Below are 19,261 nucleotides of genomic sequence, written 5' to 3'. Positions count from 1 at the left end.
CCCTTCGGGGCTGTTTCGGGGTGCATTGCTGGGAGCAGCAGAGCACAACTGTGGCGAGGGGATTTATCCCCGCTGGACTGCGCAGCAGTCCCAAAACATTCGAACCTGACCAGTTTGGTCCACCGAGGCGCCTGGTTTTGGGGTCGCTTCGCAACCCAGCGGGGATAAATCCCCTCGCCACAAAGATATTCGCGCGACAGTAATCGGGTCGCCACAAAAGCATGCGCGGCGTAGGATAGCGGCCTGTTTTCAAGTCTTGCTATCGGAGTTGCCCATGAGCGCCGTCAATCGCGCAGCGGTGGAAGCCGTCCTTCGCCAGTACACCGACCCCTACCTGAACCAGGACCCGGTCAGCGCCGGATGCGTGCGCGCCATCGACATCCAGGGCGATCGCGTCAGTGTCCAGCTGGAAATCGGCTATGCCGCCGACCTGTTCAAAAGCGGCTGGGCGCAGATGCTGCAAATGGCGATCGAGGCCCTGGACGGGGTGAGCGCCGCCAAAGTCGACATCACCAGTGTGATCGCCGCCCACAAGGCCCAGGCGCAGGTGCCGGGGCTGGCGAACGTCAAGAACGTGATCGCCGTGGCCTCGGGCAAGGGCGGTGTGGGCAAGTCCACCACCGCCGCCAACCTGGCCCTGGCCCTGGCCCGTGAAGGGGCGAAGGTCGGGATTCTCGATGCAGATATCTACGGTCCGAGCCAGGGCATCATGTTCGGTGTTGCCGAGGGCACCCGACCGCAGGTCAAGGAGCAGAAGTGGTTCGTGCCGATCCAGTCCCATGGCGTGGAAGTCATGTCCATGGCCTTCCTCACCGACGACAACACGCCGATGGTCTGGCGCGGGCCGATGGTTTCCGGTGCCTTGCTGCAACTGGTCACGCAAACCGCGTGGGGCGACCTGGATTACCTGGTGATCGACATGCCGCCGGGCACCGGCGATATCCAGCTGACCCTGGCGCAGAAAGTCCCGGTGGCCGGTGCGGTGATCGTCACCACGCCTCAAGACCTGGCCTTGCTGGACGCACGCAAGGGCGTGGAGATGTTCCGCAAGGTCAACATCCCGGTGCTGGGCGTGGTGGAGAACATGGCCGTGCACATCTGCTCGAACTGCGGGCATGCCGAGCACCTGTTCGGCGAAGGGGGCGGGGAGAAACTGGCGACCCAGTACGGCGTCGAATTGCTGGCTTCGCTGCCGCTGTCGATGCTGATCCGCGAACAGGCCGACGGCGGCAAGCCGACGGTCATTGCTGAACCGGACAGCCAGATCGCCATGGTCTATCAGGAACTGGCACGCCACGTGGGCGCGCGGATCGTGTTGCAAGAGGCTGCGTCACCGGCGATGCCGAACATCACTGTCAGCGACGATTGATGCTTTGAAACACAATCCCTTGTGGGAGCGAGCCTGTGGGAGCACAGCTTGCTCGCGATGACGGCGGCACATACAACACATCTGTTGGCTTCCAGACCGCTATCGCGAGCAAGCTGTGCTCCCACCGGCTCGCTCCACAGGGGTTATGTGGTGTTTTTAGATCCGCAACCCGCCATCCATCTCCAGGATCCGACCGGTGTAGTAGTCGTTCTCAAAGATATACGCCGCCGAATGAGCAATCTCCTCAGGCTTGCCCATGCGCTTGAGCGGAATCCCCGAGGTCATTTTTTCCAGGGCCTCGGGCTTCATGCCCAGGGTCATCTCGGTTTCGATGAAACCCGGTGCGATGCCGGCGACACGGATGCCGTAGCGCGCCAGTTCCTTGGCCCAGGTCACGGTAGCGGCGGCCACACCGGCCTTGGCGGCCGAGTAATTGGTCTGGCCGACATTGCCGGCGCGGGAGATCGACGAAATATTGATGATGGCGCCGCTGTTCTTCAGCTCGACCATTTTCGCCGCCACTTCACGGGTGCACAGGAATACGCCGGTGAGGTTGACGTCGATCACGGCCTGCCACTGGGCCAGGCTCATCTTGGTCATTTCGCCGTCCTTGACCTTGAGCAGCAGGCCATCGCGCAGGATCCCGGCGTTGTTGATCAACCCATGGATCGCGCCGAAGTCCTCGGCGACCCGGGCGACCATGTCGCTGACTTGCTCCTCGTTGGCAACGTTGCACAGGTACGCCCGGGCCTCGACGCCCTTGGCTACACACGCGGCAACCGCCTGGTCGAGTTTTTCCTGGTTGAGGTCCACCAGGGCGAGTTTCGCGCCTTTGCCCGCGAGATACTCGGCCATGGAGCGGCCCAGGCCCTGGCAACCGCCGGTGATAATGATTACTTTGTCAGTGAGTTGCATGCTCATGTCCAGGTGGCGCAGCGGTGAAGGGGACCTTCGCGGACGTCTCTCGATTTGCGCCGGTGTAGCCCGGTTGCACACGAGAACTGCCCTATCGGTGTATCGGAACATTACTCCAGTCGCCTGACCGTTTTCTAGACGGATGTCATAAAAGGAGTCACAAATTGAGCGTTGAAGCTGTCAAGCATGCCCGGGAACTGCTGCTCAAGGAGTACCGTGGAGTGCTCTCCACTCATTCCAAATCCATGCCCGGCTTTCCGTTCGGCTCCGTGGTGCCCTATTGCCTGGACGATCAAGGCCGGCCCCTGATCCTGATCAGCCGTATCGCCCAGCACACTCACAATCTGCAAAAAGACCCCAAGTGTTCGATGCTGGTGGGCGAGCGGGGCGCCGAGGATGTGCAGGCCGTTGGGCGCCTGACCTACCTGGCCGAGGCCCGCAAACTCGAAGACAGCGCCGCCATCGAGGCTGCCGCCGAGCGTTACTACCGCTATTTCCCGGACTCGCAGAACTACCACAAGGCCCATGATTTCGACTTCTGGGTGCTTGAGCCGGTGCGCCATCGCTACATTGGCGGCTTTGGTGCCATTCACTGGATCGACCAGCTCACCCTGGCCAATCCCTTCGCCGGCAAAGCCGAAGCCAACATGGTCGAGCACATGAATGCCGATCACGCCAAGGCCATCGCCCATTACGTGGAATTGACCGGCCTGCCGAAAAGCGAGCCGGCACAACTGGCGGGCATCGACAGCGAGGGCATGCACTTGCGTATTGGCCAGGGCCTGCACTGGCTGGCCTTTCCGACGCCTTGCAACACCCCGACACAAGTGCGCGAAGCCTTGGTTTATCTGGCTCACGCCGAGCAATGGCCGAAAAATGCCGAGGTCGACGCTTGAATTCACGAAAGGGCGACGTCATTTAGGTTTTCATAGCAAGGCATTCTTGCGTTGAGGAACCATTTGATGCGCCCTTTTTTATTGCTCTTTCTGCTGTTCCCGGTGTTGGAGCTGTTCGTATTCGTCAAGGTCAGCGGTGCGATCGGGTTTTTCCCGGCGTTGCTGCTGGTCATTCTCGGCTCGATGCTCGGCGTGTTTGTGCTGCGCATCGCTGGCCTGGCCACGGCGTTGCGTGCCCGTGAAAGCCTGAACCGCGGCGAGTTGCCCGCCCAGACCATGCTCGAAGGCCTGATGCTGGCCCTGGGTGGCGGCTTGTTGATCCTGCCTGGCTTTATCAGCGACGTGCTGGGCCTGGTCATGCTGTTGCCGTTCACCCGTCGGTTGCTGGCCAATAAAATGCGCCAGCGTGCCGAAGAGCAGGCGATGCGTCAGCGCGCCTTCGCCGATGACCTCCAACCCCGCGGCGGTCCGGCTCCGCGCGAGCCTGTGGGCCGCGAGCCCAACGTGATCGAAGGTGAATTCGAGCACCGCGATTCCAAGTAAAACCCTCGACACGGCGCCTTCGGGCGCCGTGTTCGTTTTGGCTGCGTGCAGTAAAAAATTTTCTGCCCTCGCCCTTGTAATCCACTTGTACGCCCTTATGTAACGGTCACCGCAAGGTTTCCGGTGGTGACACCGGACAGACTTCCGCGGTTCGACTGACGAACCGCACCCGGCTCTGCCGGCTTTGTTAAACCCGCCGGGACTACACCGGCCGATGAAAACCAAAAATTAGGAGAGATCGACAATGAAGCTTCGTCCTCTGCATGACCGCGTCGTCATCCGTCGCAGCGAAGAAGAGAAGAAAACCGCTGGCGGTATCGTCCTGCCAGGTTCGGCTGCTGAAAAAGCCAACCACGGTGAAGTTCTCGCTGTAGGCCCAGGCAAGGCACTGGAAAACGGTGAAGTACGTGCGCTGGCCGTGAAAGTGGGTGACAAGGTTGTGTTCGGCCCTTACTCCGGCAGCAACACAGTGAAAGTCGACGGCGAAGACCTGCTGGTAATGAGCGAGAACGAAATCCTCGCTGTCCTCGAAGGCTGATTCCCCCGCCCATTTTCCCGTTACTACAAAGTATTTAAGGAATATCGATCATGGCTGCTAAAGAAGTTAAATTCGGCGATTCCGCCCGCAAGAAAATGCTCGCCGGTGTCAACGTCCTGGCTGACGCAGTAAAAGCGACCCTGGGCCCGAAAGGCCGTAACGTGATCATCGAGAAGAGCTTCGGCGCTCCGACCATCACCAAGGACGGCGTTTCCGTAGCCAAAGAAATCGAGCTCAAAGACCGCTTCGAAAACATGGGCGCGCAACTGGTCAAAGACGTTGCCTCCCGTGCCAACGATGACGCCGGTGACGGCACCACCACCGCGACCGTACTGGCTCAGTCGATCGTCAACGAAGGCCTCAAAGCCGTCGCTGCCGGCATGAACCCGATGGACCTCAAGCGCGGCATCGACAAGGCGACCATCGCCATTGTCAAAGAGCTCAAAGCCCTGTCCAAGCCATGCGCTGACACCAAGGCAATCGCTCAGGTCGGCACCATCTCCGCCAACTCCGACAACTCCATCGGCGACATCATTGCCGAAGCCATGGAAAAAGTCGGTAAAGAAGGCGTGATCACCGTTGAAGAAGGCTCGGGCCTGGAAAACGAACTGTCGGTCGTAGAAGGCATGCAGTTCGACCGTGGCTACTTGTCCCCGTACTTCGTCAACAAGCCGGACACCATGACCGCCGAGCTCGACGGCCCGCTGATCCTGCTGGTGGACAAGAAGATCTCCAACATCCGCGAAATGCTGCCAGTGCTGGAAGCCGTTGCCAAAGCCGGCCGCCCACTGCTGATCGTGGCTGAAGACGTTGAAGGCGAAGCCCTGGCGACCCTGGTCGTGAACAACATGCGCGGTATCGTCAAGGTCGCTGCCGTCAAGGCACCAGGCTTCGGCGATCGTCGCAAGGCCATGCTGCAGGACATCGCCGTACTGACCGGCGGTACCGTTATCTCCGAAGAGATCGGCCTGAGCCTGGAAAGCACCACCCTGGAGCACCTGGGTAACGCCAAGCGCGTGATCCTGTCCAAGGAAAACACCACCGTGATCGACGGTGCCGGCGTCGAGACTGACATCCAGGCTCGCGTGACTCAGATCCGCGCACAAGTGGCCGAGACTTCGTCCGACTACGACCGTGAAAAACTGCAAGAGCGCCTGGCCAAGCTGTCCGGCGGCGTTGCAGTGATCAAGGTTGGCGCTGGTTCCGAAGTTGAAATGAAAGAGAAGAAAGCCCGCGTTGAAGACGCCCTGCACGCCACCCGTGCAGCCGTCGAAGAAGGCGTGGTACCTGGCGGCGGCGTGGCACTGGTTCGTGCCCTGCAAGCCATCAGCGAACTCAAAGGCGACAACGATGACCAGAACGTGGGCATCCAGTTGCTGCGTCGCGCTGTCGAAGCCCCGCTGCGCCAGATCGTTGCCAACTCCGGCGACGAGCCAAGCGTTGTGGTCGACAAGGTCAAGCAGGGTTCGGGTAACTACGGTTACAACGCTGCTACCGGCGAATACGGCGACATGATCGAAATGGGTATCCTGGACCCAGCCAAAGTGACTCGTTCGGCTCTGCAAGCGGCTTCGTCGATTGCCAGCCTGATGATCACCACCGAGGCGATGATCGCTGAAATCAAGGAAGACGCTCCAGCTGGCGGCGGTATGCCAGACATGGGCGGCATGGGTGGCATGGGCGGCATGATGTAAGCCAGCCTTACCCCTGTAGCGAAAAACCCCGCCTGCGAAAGCAAGCGGGGTTTTTTATTGCCTTGGGTTTATCCCCGCATTGATCTGGACCCAGCTGACACTGTGGGAGCAAAGCTTGCTCGCGACTGCGATGGGTCAGCTTGCCAGGATGCTAAGGCTGCCATTGCGATCGCGAGCAAGCTTTGCTCCCACAGGGGTTGTCCGGGGCGTTTTCAGGCGTTGGAAGGCTGGCTCAACGCTACGCGATCAGTCATGACGGCCGGCCGGTACAGGATGTAGTAGTAGCACCCCAGGCTGATCAGCCAACAGAACACCGCGGTCCATACGTTGTGGGAAAAGAAGTGCGCCCCTTGCATCATCCGCCCCAGGGAGAACACCGTTCCCAACGTGAAGGCGAATATCAGGGCCTGGCGAGCCAGGCGTGGACGGCGGTCGCGCAGGACGAAGAACAGCGCAAACAAGGTGAACCCGGTGGCGGCATGACCGCCGGGCCAGCATCGACCGGGTTTGTCCGTGGCCGGGCGCGGGCTTAGCAGCTCACTGTAGGTTTCCTTGCCGCCAAATTCCTTCAGGCTCCAGGGACATTGCACTGCCGTCACCGCTTTCATCGGCGTGACGAAGGACGTCGCCAGTGCCAGGGACAGCACCAGGCAACCGAGCTCGCGCTTGAACGGCTTGAGCCGGGTGATGAAGAACGAGCTGATGAATCCCAGGATCGCCAGCACGGAAAACACGATGACCGCCTCTTTGGCTCGATCGTGCAGGATGTCTTCCAGGAAAAAGCTGTGCCGACCGATAAATCCCCCCGCCAGCGGGTCGTAAAACAACTTGGCCATGTCCATGTCCAGGGTGGTCAATTCCAGCAACACCAGCGTCGCTGCGACAAGGGCAGGCAGGCCCAGAGCAATCCAGAAATTCAGGGGCCTGGAAGCGGAGCGGATGGCGGTGGAAACCATGGCAGTACCTTTGATGGAGGTTTTCGTAAGCAGCGCGTCGCGCAGTCTGGTCTGCATTGCGTCGGGACGGTGTGAATGTTGGGTGAAAAACTCGTCAATGCCCACACAGTCCTGTTCCTGGGCTCACCGGATCTTTGTGGGAGCGAGCTTGCTCGCGATCGCGTCGGAACATCCAACATTGATGGGGCTGATCCACCGCTATCGCCAGCAAGCTCGCTCCCACAGCCGATACAATCCTAGCCGTCAGCCAAACTTGGCCGTAAGCTGCGCGGGCCTAGATGGCCGTTAACTGTGTACACAGAGGTGCCCATGCGAATTCTATTGGTCGAAGACAACCGCGACATCCTGGCCAACCTGGCCGATTACCTGGGGCTCAAGGGCTACACCGTCGATTGTGCCCAGGACGGTCTGTCGGGGTTGCACCTGGCCGCGACCGAACACTACGACCTGATCGTGCTCGACATCATGCTGCCGGGCATCGACGGCTACACCTTGTGCAAGCGCCTGCGTGAAGACGCCCGGCGCGATACGCCGGTGATCATGCTCACCGCCCGGGATCAGTTGGACGATCGCCTGCAGGGCTTCAAGTCCGGGGCCGATGACTACCTGATCAAACCGTTTGCCCTGTCGGAACTGGCGGCGCGGATCGAAGCCGTCATGCGTCGGTCCCAGGGTGGTGGCCGCCGTGCCTTGCAGGTCGGCGACCTGAGCTACGATCTCGATACCCTGGAAGTGACGCGTGAAGGCAAGTTGCTCAAGCTCAACCCCGTGGGTCTCAAGCTGCTGGCGGTATTGATGCAGAAAAGTCCTCACGTGCTGCGCCGCGAAATCCTCGAAGAAGCGTTGTGGGGCGATGATTGCCCGGACAGCGACAGCCTGCGCAGCCATGTCCATCAACTGCGCCAGGTGATCGACAAGCCATTCGACAAACCGTTGTTGCACACCGTACACGGCGTCGGCTATCGCTTGGCCGAGGGCCGCGATGGAGTTTAAGCAGAGCCTTGCCCAGCGGATCATCATCGCCTTTGCGCTGATGAGTGCATTGGTGGCCGGCGCTTTCGCCATGGGCATCGTGGCGACGGTCCACCTGGTTGAAGAAAAATTGATCTCCGCCGGGCTTGGCGGCGATCTGCAGCGCTTGCTGTTGATGGACAGTGTCTCGGACTGGCACCATCGCCCGGAACCCGACCAGTTGTTTTATTTCAGTGGGGGCCCAGGTGACTTCGAGTTGCCCAAGGACCTGCGCCATCTGGAGCGTGGTTTCCACGAAGTGTTTCGCGAGCAGTTGTCGTATCACGCTATGGTCGAGATTGTTGACGGTCGGCATTACGTATTGCTGCAGGACCAGAGCGACTTCGAAGAGCGCGAGCGGGTGCTGTTCGCCGTGGTGCTGGTGGGCTTTGTGCTCAGCCTGGCGCTGGCGGTCTTTTTGGGCTGGGTCCTGGCACGCCGAGTGATGGCGCCGGTGGTTCGCCTGGCCCGGCAAGTGCGCCATCGCGACCAGCTCCTGGGGCTGGCGCCGCCGCTGGCTCCGGATTACGCCGCCGATGAAGTGGGTGAACTGGCCGTGGCGTTCGATGCAACGCTGGGGCGCTTGCGCCAGGCCCTGACCCGCGAACGATTGTTCACCAGCGACGTGAGCCACGAATTGCGCACACCGTTGATGGTCTTGGCGACCTCCTGTGAACTGCTGTTGGAAAACCCGGCACTGGACCAGCGTGGTCGCACCCAGGTCGAGCGCATCAACAGGGCCAGTGAAGAGATGCGCGAACTGGTGCAGACCTTCCTGATGCTCGCCAGGGCCCAGCGCGAAGACAATGGCATGTCGCCTCGGCTGAACCTTGCACAGGTGGCCGAAAATCTCCTCGGAGTATGGCGCGGCCCCATCGAATCCAAAGGTTTGACGCTGATCTTCGAATCGGGGCAACCCCTCGACACCCTCTATAACGCCACGTTCCTGACCGCCGTCATGGGTAACCTGCTGCGAAATGCCTTGCACTACACCGACCAGGGATTCATCCGTCTCTCGTTGTCTGCGACCGGCTTCGTGGTCGAGGACAGCGGCGTGGGTATCCCGGAGGAGAAGCGCGAGGCGATGTTCGAGCCATTCGTGCGCGGCAACGAAAAGCGCGGCGAGGGGTTGGGGTTGGGGCTGTCACTGGTGCAACGGATTTGCGAGAACCAAGGCTGGACGGTGAGCCTCAGTACGATGGAACCCAATGGTTGCCATTTCGAGGTGGAGTTGAATCCGAAGACATGATCGCCAGGTTGGAAAGATCCTGTAAAGATTCGGTCATGTACATGACAAACTTTTCACAAAGTGATGACCTGACCCTGACATGTCGATTCATAAGGTGGGAGCTATTCAGTCATGGAGGCTCTCATCAATGCCCGACCCTATCAAACTCGATTTTTCCGAGAAATACGACGAGCAGCACGCCAAGAAGTATTTTCATAAGCATCGAGGCAGCTTGAGTCGCCGTCTTTCCAACCTACGAGACCAGCAACTGGCCCGACGCGCATTGGCACTCGTGGGTGATCCAGGCCTGGTATTGGATTTGCCGTGCGGTGCCGGGCGATTCTGGTCCTTGTTGGCCGAAAAACCGAACCGGGTCATCATCGGCGCGGACAATTCCGAGGCCATGCTCAAGACCGCAATGGAGGCTCAACCGGCCGATGTGGTGAAACGGGTACAACCCTTGCACACTTCTGCGTTCGACATCGCCTTGCCTGATAACGCCGTCGATAGCATTTTTTGCATGCGCCTGTTGCACCACATCGGTGAACCCGCGCATCGACTGGCGATTCTTAGGGAATTCCAGCGTGTCAGCCGCGACAGCGTGATCGTTTCGTTATGGGTTGATGGCAATTTCAAGGCCTGGAAACGCAAACGCCAGGAACGCACTCGTGGGCAAAAAGACTACCAGAATCGATTTGTGTTACCGGTTGCTACAGTAGAGGAGGAGTTTCGGCAGGCAGGGTTTCGCATTCAGGAACGACTGGATTTTCTACCGCTCTATGCCATGTGGCGAGTTTATGTATTACGCAAGAGGTAAAGGCATGGGTGTACAGGCAGCAGAACCATCAACGATTCTTCACGACGACTTCGAACATTTCTGGAGTCAGCAGGGTGAGTGGGTGGAAGAGCCCAATGTGCGTCGCGGCGGTGAAAGCGGCGTACAACGGATCAAGAGCCAGGACGGCACGCTGCTTTATGCCAAGCGTCAGACCGGACATATTTATCGCAGTTGGTTGCACCCGTTCGGTCGACCGACTGTGCTGCGCGAGCAAGACGCACTCCTGGCGTTGACCCGACTGGGTGTACGCGTCCCCCAGCTCATTTTCTGTGGCGCCCAGCGGGACCCGGTTCACAAGTGGCGTGCGCTGCTGGTGACCCAGGCGCTGGAAGGCTTTGAAGAGATCGAGCACTGGTATGCCGCAGGTGGCCGCGAGCGCCATGGCGAAGCGGTGCACGATCAAATCCTCCTGGCACTGGCTGAAAATCTGGCGCGCATGCACATGGGGCGCTGGCAACATGGCTGTATCTACATCAAGCACGTCTTTGTGCGCGTGACCGGAGAGGGCGAGGCGGCCAAGGCTGAAGTGGCTTTGCTCGATTTTGAGAAGTGTCGCCAGCGTCTGACCGCCCACCGTGCGGCATCCCATGACCTGAAGCAGTTGCGGCGCCACTCGTCGTTTAGCGACGCTGACTGGAAAAAACTCGTCTACTTTTACGAGGCGGCGTTTGGCAGCGCTATCAAAGGTTTATAGCGATGAAACTAGAAATTGCTAGAGGTTTGTTTTTAGTCGGAGCCCTGGCAGTTGCATCGATGGCGGTGGCTGTGTGGGAACAGCCACGCGCGCAGATCCTCAGCGCTTCCAATGCGGGTGCGCATTGTCCTTTGCCACGCGTGGCAAAGGCCAGTGAGGCGATCCAGCCGGACGATGATCTGCTGCTGTTCATGTTCAGCCTGTCCCAGGGGATGAGGCCGCAAAGTTGAGAGAGATGAAGCCAAAATAAAGGCCTCGCTTGTGCGAGGCCTTTATTTTTGTTTTGGTTTTTCGAAGGCCACTACAAACCTCCAGTCAAACACCCCACCCGTGGCGAGGGAGCTTGCTCTCGCTGGAGCTGTATCGGCGGGGTGGGAACTGTGTAGGAGCTGTGTAGGAGCTGTCGAGTGCAACGAGGCTGCGATCTTCTCATTGCTCATTGAGTCAAGAGCGAAAGATCAAGATCAAAAGATCGCAGGCTTCGCCAGCTCCTACAGAGCCGAGCGGGAGCAAGCTCCCTCGCCACAAAAACATCCCGTACCAGCAGTTTGCTTGAACACTCCTCAGGCCTTGTCCGGCTTGGCCAGCAGCGTGTAGACGCAAGGCAATACGAACAACGTGAACAAGGTGCCAATCGACATCCCGGTGGCGATTACCGTGCCGATGTCGAAGCGGCTCACCGCTCCGGCGCCTGTGGCGAAGATGAGTGGCACCATGCCGAACACCATGGCTGCGGTAGTCATCAGTACCGGCCGCAGACGAATCGACGCAGCCTGTTCCACGGCTTCGCGCGGTGTCAGGTTCTGTTCCCTGCGCAGCTGGTTGGCGAACTCGACAATCAGGATGCCGTGCTTGCTGATCAGGCCGATCAACGTCACCAGGCCCACCTGGGTATAGATGTTCATGCTCGACCAGCCGAGGAACAGCGGGATCAAGGCGCCGCAAATCGACAGCGGCACGGTTACCAGGATCACCAGCGGGTCCCGGAAGCTTTCGAACTGTGCGGCCAGTACCAGGAAGATGATCGCCAGGGCCAGGGCAAAGGTCACCCACAACGCGCTGCCTTCCTGTACGAATTGGCGTGAAGCCCCGGCGTAATCGAAGGCGAACCCCACCGGGGCTTCCTCCCGGGCGATCTGGCGGACGGTCTCGATCGCCTCGCCCATGCTCACGATGGGAAAGCCCGAAATGGTCACCGCATTGAGCTGCTGGAACTGGTTCAGTTGTCGCGGTCGCGCCCGGTCGCTGACCTTGATCAGGGTCGACAGCGGGAGTGATTCACCCTTGGCATTTTTCACGTAGTAGTTGTTCAACCAGTCCGGATTGTCCCGGAAGGGGCGTTCGACCTGGGCAATGACCTTGTAACTGCGTCCCTCAAGGGTGAAGCGGTTGATCTCGGCTTCACCCAGCAGTGTCGCCAGGGTACCGCCCAGGTCCTGCATCGAAACGCCCATCTGGGCGGCCTTGGCGCGATCGATATCCACCACGACTTCGGGCTTGTCGAACGCCAGGTCGATGTCCATGAAAGCGAACTTGCCGGATTCCAATGCGCGCTTTTTGACCCGGTCGGCAATCTCCAGCAGCGTCGCATAGTCCTTCGGCGAGTTGATGACAAACGCGAAAGGCAAGCCTTCGCCAGTACCCGGCAGCGAAGGCAGGTTGAAACCGAAGATCTGCAAGCCAGGCACGCTTTCCAGCTTGGCCTGGACCTCTGGCAGGATTTCCATCTGGGTACGGCTGCGTTCGTTCCAGGGCTTGAGCAGGAAGCCGCCGATACCCGACTGTACGCCGTTGTAGCCGTTGATCTGGAACGAGGAGTAGTACTCGGGGAACTCCTTGAAGATGGTAATGAAGTGATCGGTGTACGTGTTCAGGTAGTCGAGGTTGGTGGGTTGCGGGGCGGTGGCCATCATGAAGATGATGCCCTGGTCCTCGTCGGGCGCCAGTTCGGACTTGGTGAACATGATCAGCACCGGGATCAGCAGCAGGACGATCACGGCGAACACCAGTACCACCGGCCGGGTGTTGAGCGTGCCGTGAAGCATGCGTTGATAACGGCTTTTCAAGCGCTCGAAAACCATGTCCAGCCGATGGGCCAGCCCCGAGGGGTTCTCATCGTGGCGCAGGAGCATGGCGCACATCATCGGTGACAAGGTCAGGGCGACGATCCCGGAGATCACCACCGCCCCGGCCAAAGTCAATGCGAATTCCTTGAACAAGGCCCCGGTCAGGCCCTGCAGCAGGCCGATTGGTGCATACACCGCCGCCAGGGTGATGGTCATCGAGACCACTGGCATGGCGATTTCCCGGGCACCTTCTATCGCGGCGTCGAATGGGGTCTTGCCTTCCTCGATGTGCCGGTGAATGTTCTCCACCACCACGATGGCGTCGTCCACTACCAGACCGATGGCGAGCACCATGGCCAGCAGGGTCAGGAGGTTGATCGAGTAGCCCATCAACTGCATGAAGAACATCACGCCGATCATCGACAACGGAATGGTCACCACCGGTATGACCACCGAACGCAGCGCCCCGAGGAACAGGAACACCACGACGATGACGATCAGCACCGCCTCGAACAGGGTTTTCACCACTTCGTCGATGGAGGCCTGGATGAACAGCGTCGCGTCGTAGGCGATCTCGGCCTTGAGGTTGGCCGGGAGCTGGGCCTCCATGTCCGGCATGATCTTGCGCACTTCCTTGATCACATCCAGCGGGTTCGCACCGGGCGTGGCCTTGATCCCGATGTATACCGAGGGCGTGCCACCAAAGGAGCTGATGGTGTCGTAGTTCTCTGCGCCCATCTCCACGCGGGCCACGTCCCGCAGCAACACGCGGCTGTCGCCATCGGTCTTGAGCGGGATCGCGCCGAAGGCCTCGGCGGACTTGAGTTCGGTATTGGCATTGATGCTGGTGACCACATACTCGCCTTTCACTTCACCGGCGGCGGAGAGGAAGTTCTGCTGGCGCACGGCATTGGTCACGTCGGCCGCCGTCAGGCCGAAGCCGGCGAGCTTGACCGGGTCCAGCCACAGGCGCATGGCGAAGACCTGGTTGCCGAGGATCTCCGCCTCAGCCATGCCTGGCAGGGTCGCCAGTTTGGGCTGGATCACCCGCGACAGATAGTCGGTGATCTGCGGGTTGTTCAGTTCCTTGCTGAAGAAGCTGATGTACATCAGTGCCGAGGCATCGGCGGCTTCGCGGCTGAGGACCGGGTCTTCGGCGTCCTGGGGCAGTTGGTTCTTGACCTCGTTGGCCTTGGCCAGCAGTTCGGTAAAGAGTCGGTCGCTGTTGGAGCCGATGCGGGCATAGACCGAAATCACCGAGAAATTCTGGCGGCTGACCGAGGTCATGTAGTCGATGCCCTCGGCACTGGCCAGGCTCTGCTGCATCGGCTGGGTGATGTAGCCCTGAATGGTCTCGGCGTTGGCCCCGGGGTAGGCGGTGGTCACCGTGATCAGGGCGTTCTCCATTTGCGGATACTGGCGCAGGGGCAACTTGCTCCAGGCCTGGAAGCCCAGCAGCACGATCAACAGGCTGACCACGGTGGCGAGCACCGGACGGCGGATGAATGGATCGGTAAAAGCCATGGGGGTTCCTTGATCAGTCCGCGCGCGGCGGGCTGTTCTGTTCGGTCAGGGTCTTGTCGTCGCTGATGGCGATCGGCGTACCGTTATCGAGCTTGAGCTGGCCGGCGATCACGACTTGCTCGCCGCTCTGCACGCCTTTGGTCACCAGCACCAGCCCGTCGCGTCGCTCGCCGGTTTCCACGAAACGCCGTTCAGCGATCAGGACCGGCTGGCCCTTGTCGTCTTTCTCGACATTGCCGTCGGCGGTTTTCTTCTGGCTCACCACGTACATCGAGTTGCCGTAGAGGGTGTAGGTTACGGCGCTTTCCGGCGCGACGATTCCGGCGGCCACATCCGGCAGGAGCACCTCCAGGTTGGCGAACATGCCGGGCAGCAGCTTGCCGTCGGGGTTGGCCAGGGTGGCACGTACCAGCACGTTGCGGGTGCTGTCCTCCACCTTGGGGTTGATCGCGCTGATGGTGGCGACGAAGTTTTGCCCGGGATAGGCCGAGACACTGACGTTGACCGATTGGGCAACGGCGAGCCTGGGCACGGTTTGCTCAGGGACGTAGAAGTCTACGTAGAGGCTGCTGAGGTCCTGCAGGGTGGCGATCACCGTGCCGCTGGCCAGGTAGTCGCCAACGTCCACCTGGCGAATGCCGACGGTGCCGCTGAATGGCGCCAGAATCTGTTTTTTGGCCAGCGAAGCCTTGAGCTGGTTGACCGTGGCCTGGTTCTTCTTCAGTTGCGCCGAGAGCCGGTCGAATTCGCCCTTGGAGATCGCCTGGCTGCCCACCAGTTGTCGGCCGCGACCGAAATCCAGTTGCGCCAGGCCAAGGTCGGCCTCGGCGGTTTGCAACAGGGCGCTTTCGACTTCACTGTCCAGTTGCAGGAGCGGCTGGCCGGCCTTGACCTTCTGCCCGGACTGGAACTGCACCTTCTGCACGGTCCCGGCGATTTCCAGGCTCAGGTCCACCCCTTGCAGCGCCTTGAGGCTGCCAACGGTGGGTAGGCGAGCTTGCCAGGGTCGCTGGGCGATCGTGGCCACGGCCACGCTGACCGGCGGTTTGGGGGCAGAAAACATCTGGATCTGCTGGTAGACGGAGAAGGCCTTGTAGCCGGCGAGCAACAGCACCACCAGCAGGACAACACCCAACATGATCAGCATGCGGCGTCGCAGCATGTTCCACTTCCTTGGAAAAGAGCCGAGAGAAAATACAGACAGGCGGGCACATTACTCCGAGTGTGCGGGCTATTCCAGATGCTGGCGGGCGGGTGATGCGTGGGATTTTTCTGAAAAGTCAGGGAGCTCGGCACCGAGGATGCGTTGCTCCCTGCTTCAGGCCAGATGCAAATGGTTGTCCCAGAGCCCTGCCGGCAGATCCAGTGGTTTTGCAACCAGTTGTGTCTGCCGGCAATCGTAATAGCGGCAGCGCCCTTGGCCTGACGTCACGACAAAGCCGTCGGCCACCGCGCCCACGCCGGCACAGTCCGGCAGCGGCGCATCCAGGCGTACTTCGCCAGTGTCCAGGTCCCAGATGAAGAAACGGTTGCCTCGGGGGGCGGTCAGCGCCACCAGGCGCAAGTCGCTATGCACGGCGACGCTGGCGGTGTAGTGCCCCATGGCCTGCAATTGCTCTTCAGGCACCGGGAACGCCTGGAACGGCTGGCCCGGCCGCTTGATCGCCAACAGTTGCGACGACTCGTGGGCCGCGCCCATGAACTGCTGGCCGGAGACGATGGTGCCGTCGCTGGCAATGCCCAGGTGGCGCACGCTGTTCATCGACTGGGCCAGGGTTTCCTTGCTCAGCAGGGCGCCATCGCGTTGCATCAGCACCAGGCTCGGTTCCATGGCATCGAGGTTCATGTCGACCCGGCTTTCGGCCTCGGTGCGAATACCGCCATTGGCCACCACCAGTGTTTCACCATCGGGCATCCATGAGACCTGGTGCGGACCGATGCCATGGGTGGACATCTCGCCGCTGTGCACCAGTCGCTCGCCTTCGAAACGGTACACGCCCAACAGGCCGCGTCCCGGGTCGGTGGTGTCGTTCTCGGTGGCATACAGCCATTCGCCGCTTTTGTGGATCACCGCGTGGCCATAGAAATGCCGGTTCGGCAACGAGGTGATGGTTTGCAGCAGCGTCCCGTCGCGCAGGTCGATCAGGTAGCTTTCGGTGCCTGGACGGCGGGCAACGAACAGCGCAATCGGCTGCGTCGGATGGTTGATGATGTCATGGCAACGCTGGCCGACCTGGGTGGCGAACACCCGGCTGCCGTCCAGTCGATAGCCGACGGCGTAGTGCTTGCCATCGGTATCGTCACGTGCCGAAAGCAGGAGCGGATGCTTGTCCTTTTGTTTGAACAGCGTCCAGCCGCCCAGGGTGACGGCGCCGAGCAGCGAGCTGCCCAGTGCCAGGACCTGACGTCGAAACATGATCAGTCACCGTCGTTGGCATTGAAGCCCAGTTGAATGCCCAGCGCCTTGGCCAGTTCGCCTTCGTGCAGGCGATGGACGACGTTGAGGCTGTCATACAAATCGTTGAGTTGCTGGCGCCCGGCATCGTCGTTGAGCATTTCGGTCAGCGACCGCTGGCTGCTGGCGAACAACTTCAAGGAGGCATCGTAGGCGGCATCGATCTTGTCGGCCAGTGGCTTCTGGTCGCTTGGCAACAGGCCACGCAGGCCCTTGTTGTCCACGCCTGCCCAGACGGTCCTGGCTGCGCTCAGGCTGGCCTCCAGGCCTTGCAACGACGACTGGCTGCGCCAGGCATCGGCCTGGAACGGCTGTGGCACGCCTTTGGTCTGGCGGCCCATCGGCGTGCCGAGTTTTTTCTTCAGCGTATCCAGGGCGGTGACCTGGACCCGCAGCAGATCGGCGATGGCTTCGTGGGAATCGGCGTAGCGCTGGTTGGGAAATTTGCTCATCTGGGCGAGCATGCCGTCGTTGGTGTTCCAGCCCGACAGGATCTCTTCGGCCAGTTGTTTCTGGCGTTCGCCGATGGCGGTGAGCAACGGGCAGTACTTGGCTTTTTGCGCACTGTCGGCCATGTCGATCTTGGCGTCGAACAGCAGGTATTCATAGGCCGAGAGGCCTTGGACCACGACGCTGGACTTGGCCAGGCCCGCAGCGTCGATCTGTGGCTGGCTGTTGACCAATTGCTCGACCTGACGGCCTACCAGGTTTTTCTTGTCCGGCCAGAACTGCACCTGCCAGGCGCGGTTGCCCTCGGCCAGCGGACCGATCAGCAGCGGTTGCAGCTCGGCCCAGGCTTTTTGCGCCTTGAGGAAATCGGCGCGGGCGGTGTCCAGGTTTTCCTTGCCTTGGCAGAAGGCCAGGGCGCTGGTCGCCAGTTGCCGGTCGGCATCGACCCAGCGGCTGTAGGTCGGCAGGATCACTTGCTTGGCGATGGCGGCCGAGGTGACCGCTTGCGGGTCCTGTGGCGAGCAGGCGCCGAGGGCGATGGCGGCGAGGCTGGTCAATAGCAGCTTGGGACGGAACATGTCGTGCTCCCACTTCTGGAAAAGGCGTTTAAAGGGAATTCAGAAAGGCCAGCAACGCAGCGCGCTGCTCGGCATTGAACGCTAAAACCTGGCGTTGCGCCGCTTGTGCTTCGCCGCCATGCCACAGCACGGCTTCGAGCAGATTGCGGGCCCGACCGTCATGCAGGAACTGGGTGTGGCCGTTGACGGTTTCGGTCAGGCCGATGCCCCACAGCGGCGGGGTTCGCCAGTCACGGCCGCCGGCCTTGAATTCGCTGCGGTTGTCCGCCAGGCCTTCGCCCATGTCGTGCAACAGCAGGTCGGTGTAGGGACGGATGACCTGGTTCGCCAATTCCGGTTCGGCGGCATTGGCGGCGGTGGTGTATCTCGGTGTGTGGCAGGACTGGCAACCGGCCTGGAAGAACAGATTCTTGCCCGCCAGCACCTGGGGTGAACTCACCTCGCGTCGGGCCGGTACGGCGAGGTTGCGACTATAGAACAGCACCAGGCGCAGGATGTTGTCGCTGACTTCCGGTTCGCCGTGCGGGCCATTGCCGCTGGGCGCGCTCTTGCAGTCGACCTGGGTCTGGGTGCAATCGTCGAAGGGCCGCAGGCTTGTTGTCAGGCCCATGTCGCCGGAGAACGCGTGGACGTTCTGCTGGTTGAGGTTGGGCTGTCCGGCCTTCCAGCCGAACCGTCCCAGGACGGTTTTTTGCTGGACATCGTCCCAGACCTGGTTGGGACGCCCGGCGATGCCGTTGTTCTCCCGGGCCTGGGCTTCGGCGTTCGCCAGGATGGCCTCGTCGGGGATGGCCTCGAGCAGCCCCAGGCCGATCATCGGCGGGGCGACGCGGGCGGAAAAACGCGTGTCCGGGTGCATCGGCCCATAGGCCAGTTGGGTGATCTGCAGTTCCGGCTTGCGCAATTCCACGACGGTGCCGTCCTTGAAACGCATCGGGACCGGCGTGTAATCGACCCGCACCTTGCCTTCGGGGGCGACGCCGGGCACGGACATGTCCTGCAATTGCCCGCCGTAAACCGGTTCCGGCACCACCCCTAGTTGTTCGATGACCTTGGCGTAAGGCGGCGCGTCGGGGATCGACAGGCGCACCAGCATCGATACTGCGCTGCTCGCGTCTGGCGCTGGCGGGTGGCCGCGACCGTCCTTGACGTGGCAGTTCTGGCAGGCGTTGGTGTTGAACAAGGGCCCGAGGCCGTCGCGGGCGGTGGTGGTCGAGGGCGCGATCACCCAGGGGCTGCGGAAGAAACTGTTGCCGACGCTGAAATCCACACGCCGCGAGGGCGGCAGGTTGGCCGAGGGCAGGGAAAAGGCGTTCTGGTCCGTCTTGCGTACCGTCGCGGCGCCACCGGAACGGGCTTCACCCGGTTCGGCCTGGGTAAAACGCGGGGCATCATCGCAGGCGCTCAGGCCCAGGGCCATGAACAGCGCACATAAACGAAGAGGCAACGACGGCATCGGACGTCCTGGGAGATGAGTGAAAACGAGGGCGCAAAGTCTAACAGGGC

At 61.0% G+C, this 19,261-nt stretch carries 17 protein-coding genes; 10 read left to right on the top strand and 7 right to left on the bottom strand.

Going from position 1 to position 19,261, the window contains the following annotated elements:
* The first annotated feature begins 274 nt into the window (after nucleotides 1–274).
* Entirely contained in the window at nucleotides 275–1,369 is a 1,095-nt protein-coding gene (gene apbC, locus LQ215_RS04885) for an iron-sulfur cluster carrier protein ApbC (RefSeq protein ID WP_230147606.1), read from the top strand.
* A 156-nt stretch (nucleotides 1,370–1,525) separates the two neighbouring features.
* Here the strand turns inward: apbC and LQ215_RS04880 are convergent, their stop codons facing one another.
* The gene (locus LQ215_RS04880) at nucleotides 1,526–2,284 is read right to left on the bottom strand and encodes an SDR family oxidoreductase (RefSeq protein WP_003204919.1); all 759 of its coding nucleotides are present in this window, start codon (nucleotides 2,282–2,284) and stop codon (nucleotides 1,526–1,528) included.
* 164 nt (nucleotides 2,285–2,448) lie between these two features.
* On the opposite strand from LQ215_RS04880, the gene LQ215_RS04875 reads away from it, so the two are divergent.
* From LQ215_RS04875 to groL, 4 genes are all read left to right on the top strand, one after another.
* Nucleotides 2,449–3,180: a HugZ family protein gene (locus LQ215_RS04875; protein ID WP_230147605.1), complete on the top strand. Its 732-nt coding sequence runs from the start codon at nucleotides 2,449–2,451 to the stop codon at nucleotides 3,178–3,180.
* Between the two features lie 66 nt (nucleotides 3,181–3,246).
* The gene (locus LQ215_RS04870) at nucleotides 3,247–3,723 is read left to right on the top strand and encodes an FxsA family protein (protein ID WP_014339863.1); all 477 of its coding nucleotides are present in this window, start codon (nucleotides 3,247–3,249) and stop codon (nucleotides 3,721–3,723) included.
* A gap of 244 nt (nucleotides 3,724–3,967) precedes the next feature.
* Nucleotides 3,968–4,261, top strand: coding sequence for a co-chaperone GroES (locus LQ215_RS04865; protein ID WP_003204913.1), 294 nt, complete (start codon nucleotides 3,968–3,970; stop codon nucleotides 4,259–4,261).
* A 50-nt stretch (nucleotides 4,262–4,311) separates the two neighbouring features.
* Nucleotides 4,312–5,955: a chaperonin GroEL gene (gene groL / locus LQ215_RS04860; protein WP_025215160.1), complete on the top strand. Its 1,644-nt coding sequence runs from the start codon at nucleotides 4,312–4,314 to the stop codon at nucleotides 5,953–5,955.
* 212 nt (nucleotides 5,956–6,167) lie between these two features.
* Here groL and LQ215_RS04855 read toward each other — a convergent pair whose 3' ends face one another.
* Nucleotides 6,168–6,911 carry a phosphatase PAP2 family protein gene (locus tag LQ215_RS04855; RefSeq protein WP_230147604.1) on the bottom strand — a complete coding sequence of 248 codons (744 nt, stop codon included), beginning with the start codon at nucleotides 6,909–6,911 and terminating at the stop codon, nucleotides 6,168–6,170.
* Between the two features lie 309 nt (nucleotides 6,912–7,220).
* On the opposite strand from LQ215_RS04855, the gene colR reads away from it, so the two are divergent.
* The 5 genes from colR to LQ215_RS04830 all read left to right on the top strand — a co-directional run bounded on the left by colR (nucleotide 7,221) and on the right by LQ215_RS04830 (nucleotide 10,912).
* Nucleotides 7,221–7,904, top strand: coding sequence for a two-component system response regulator ColR (gene colR / locus LQ215_RS04850; RefSeq protein WP_058544498.1), 684 nt, complete (start codon nucleotides 7,221–7,223; stop codon nucleotides 7,902–7,904).
* On the top strand, nucleotides 7,894–9,171 hold the full coding sequence (locus tag LQ215_RS04845; protein WP_230147603.1) for a sensor histidine kinase: 1,278 nt from the start codon (nucleotides 7,894–7,896) through the stop codon (nucleotides 9,169–9,171). Before colR ends, LQ215_RS04845 begins: the two co-directional genes overlap by 11 nt.
* A gap of 127 nt (nucleotides 9,172–9,298) precedes the next feature.
* Nucleotides 9,299–9,967: a class I SAM-dependent methyltransferase gene (locus LQ215_RS04840; RefSeq protein ID WP_057452491.1), complete on the top strand. Its 669-nt coding sequence runs from the start codon at nucleotides 9,299–9,301 to the stop codon at nucleotides 9,965–9,967.
* 4 nt (nucleotides 9,968–9,971) lie between these two features.
* On the top strand, nucleotides 9,972–10,682 hold the full coding sequence (locus tag LQ215_RS04835) for a lipopolysaccharide kinase InaA family protein (RefSeq protein ID WP_230147602.1): 711 nt from the start codon (nucleotides 9,972–9,974) through the stop codon (nucleotides 10,680–10,682).
* A gap of 2 nt (nucleotides 10,683–10,684) precedes the next feature.
* Complete coding sequence (locus LQ215_RS04830) at nucleotides 10,685–10,912, top strand: hypothetical protein (RefSeq protein WP_230147601.1); 228 nt, start codon at nucleotides 10,685–10,687, stop codon at nucleotides 10,910–10,912.
* A 333-nt stretch (nucleotides 10,913–11,245) separates the two neighbouring features.
* Here the strand turns inward: LQ215_RS04830 and LQ215_RS04825 are convergent, their stop codons facing one another.
* The 5 genes from LQ215_RS04825 to LQ215_RS04805 all read right to left on the bottom strand — a co-directional run bounded on the left by LQ215_RS04825 (nucleotide 11,246) and on the right by LQ215_RS04805 (nucleotide 19,211).
* Entirely contained in the window at nucleotides 11,246–14,272 is a 3,027-nt protein-coding gene (locus tag LQ215_RS04825; protein ID WP_230147600.1) for a multidrug efflux RND transporter permease subunit, read from the bottom strand.
* Nucleotides 14,273–14,285: 13 nt separating this feature from the next.
* Nucleotides 14,286–15,434 carry an efflux RND transporter periplasmic adaptor subunit gene (locus LQ215_RS04820; protein ID WP_230147599.1) on the bottom strand — a complete coding sequence of 383 codons (1,149 nt, stop codon included), beginning with the start codon at nucleotides 15,432–15,434 and terminating at the stop codon, nucleotides 14,286–14,288.
* Nucleotides 15,435–15,590: 156 nt separating this feature from the next.
* On the bottom strand, nucleotides 15,591–16,688 hold the full coding sequence (locus LQ215_RS04815) for a DUF1513 domain-containing protein (RefSeq protein ID WP_230147598.1): 1,098 nt from the start codon (nucleotides 16,686–16,688) through the stop codon (nucleotides 15,591–15,593).
* A 2-nt stretch (nucleotides 16,689–16,690) separates the two neighbouring features.
* The gene (locus tag LQ215_RS04810; protein ID WP_230147597.1) at nucleotides 16,691–17,755 is read right to left on the bottom strand and encodes an imelysin family protein; all 1,065 of its coding nucleotides are present in this window, start codon (nucleotides 17,753–17,755) and stop codon (nucleotides 16,691–16,693) included.
* Between the two features lie 28 nt (nucleotides 17,756–17,783).
* Entirely contained in the window at nucleotides 17,784–19,211 is a 1,428-nt protein-coding gene (locus LQ215_RS04805) for a di-heme oxidoredictase family protein (protein ID WP_230147596.1), read from the bottom strand.
* Nucleotides 19,212–19,261: the final 50 nt, after the last annotated feature.

Origin of the sequence: Pseudomonas brassicacearum (genome assembly GCF_918698105.1) — a bacterium.
Taxonomy (GTDB): Bacteria; Pseudomonadota; Gammaproteobacteria; order Pseudomonadales; family Pseudomonadaceae; genus Aquipseudomonas; species Aquipseudomonas brassicacearum_F.
Note: the sequence above shows the minus strand (reverse complement) of the source record. Positions and strands in the feature narration are given on the sequence as shown.

Excerpts from the sequence above, each read along its gene's own strand:
- LQ215_RS04855 (WP_230147604.1), bottom strand. The coding sequence starts at position 6,911 with ATGGTTTCCACCGCCATCCGCTCCGCTTCCAGGCCCCTGAATTTCTGG.
- LQ215_RS04845 (WP_230147603.1), top strand. The coding sequence starts at position 7,894 with ATGGAGTTTAAGCAGAGCCTTGCCCAGCGGATCATCATCGCCTTTGCG.
- LQ215_RS04805 (WP_230147596.1), bottom strand. The coding sequence starts at position 19,211 with ATGCCGTCGTTGCCTCTTCGTTTATGTGCGCTGTTCATGGCCCTGGGC.
- LQ215_RS04815 (WP_230147598.1), bottom strand. The coding sequence starts at position 16,688 with ATGTTTCGACGTCAGGTCCTGGCACTGGGCAGCTCGCTGCTCGGCGCC.
- apbC (WP_230147606.1), top strand. The coding sequence starts at position 275 with ATGAGCGCCGTCAATCGCGCAGCGGTGGAAGCCGTCCTTCGCCAGTAC.
- LQ215_RS04835 (WP_230147602.1), top strand. The coding sequence starts at position 9,972 with ATGGGTGTACAGGCAGCAGAACCATCAACGATTCTTCACGACGACTTC.
- LQ215_RS04840 (WP_057452491.1), top strand. The coding sequence starts at position 9,299 with ATGCCCGACCCTATCAAACTCGATTTTTCCGAGAAATACGACGAGCAG.
- LQ215_RS04870 (WP_014339863.1), top strand. The coding sequence starts at position 3,247 with ATGCGCCCTTTTTTATTGCTCTTTCTGCTGTTCCCGGTGTTGGAGCTG.
- LQ215_RS04830 (WP_230147601.1), top strand. The coding sequence starts at position 10,685 with ATGAAACTAGAAATTGCTAGAGGTTTGTTTTTAGTCGGAGCCCTGGCA.
- LQ215_RS04880 (WP_003204919.1), bottom strand. The coding sequence starts at position 2,284 with ATGCAACTCACTGACAAAGTAATCATTATCACCGGCGGTTGCCAGGGC.
- LQ215_RS04825 (WP_230147600.1), bottom strand. The coding sequence starts at position 14,272 with ATGGCTTTTACCGATCCATTCATCCGCCGTCCGGTGCTCGCCACCGTG.
- LQ215_RS04820 (WP_230147599.1), bottom strand. The coding sequence starts at position 15,434 with ATGCTGCGACGCCGCATGCTGATCATGTTGGGTGTTGTCCTGCTGGTG.
- groL (WP_025215160.1), top strand. The coding sequence starts at position 4,312 with ATGGCTGCTAAAGAAGTTAAATTCGGCGATTCCGCCCGCAAGAAAATG.
- LQ215_RS04865 (WP_003204913.1), top strand. The coding sequence starts at position 3,968 with ATGAAGCTTCGTCCTCTGCATGACCGCGTCGTCATCCGTCGCAGCGAA.
- colR (WP_058544498.1), top strand. The coding sequence starts at position 7,221 with ATGCGAATTCTATTGGTCGAAGACAACCGCGACATCCTGGCCAACCTG.
- LQ215_RS04810 (WP_230147597.1), bottom strand. The coding sequence starts at position 17,755 with ATGTTCCGTCCCAAGCTGCTATTGACCAGCCTCGCCGCCATCGCCCTC.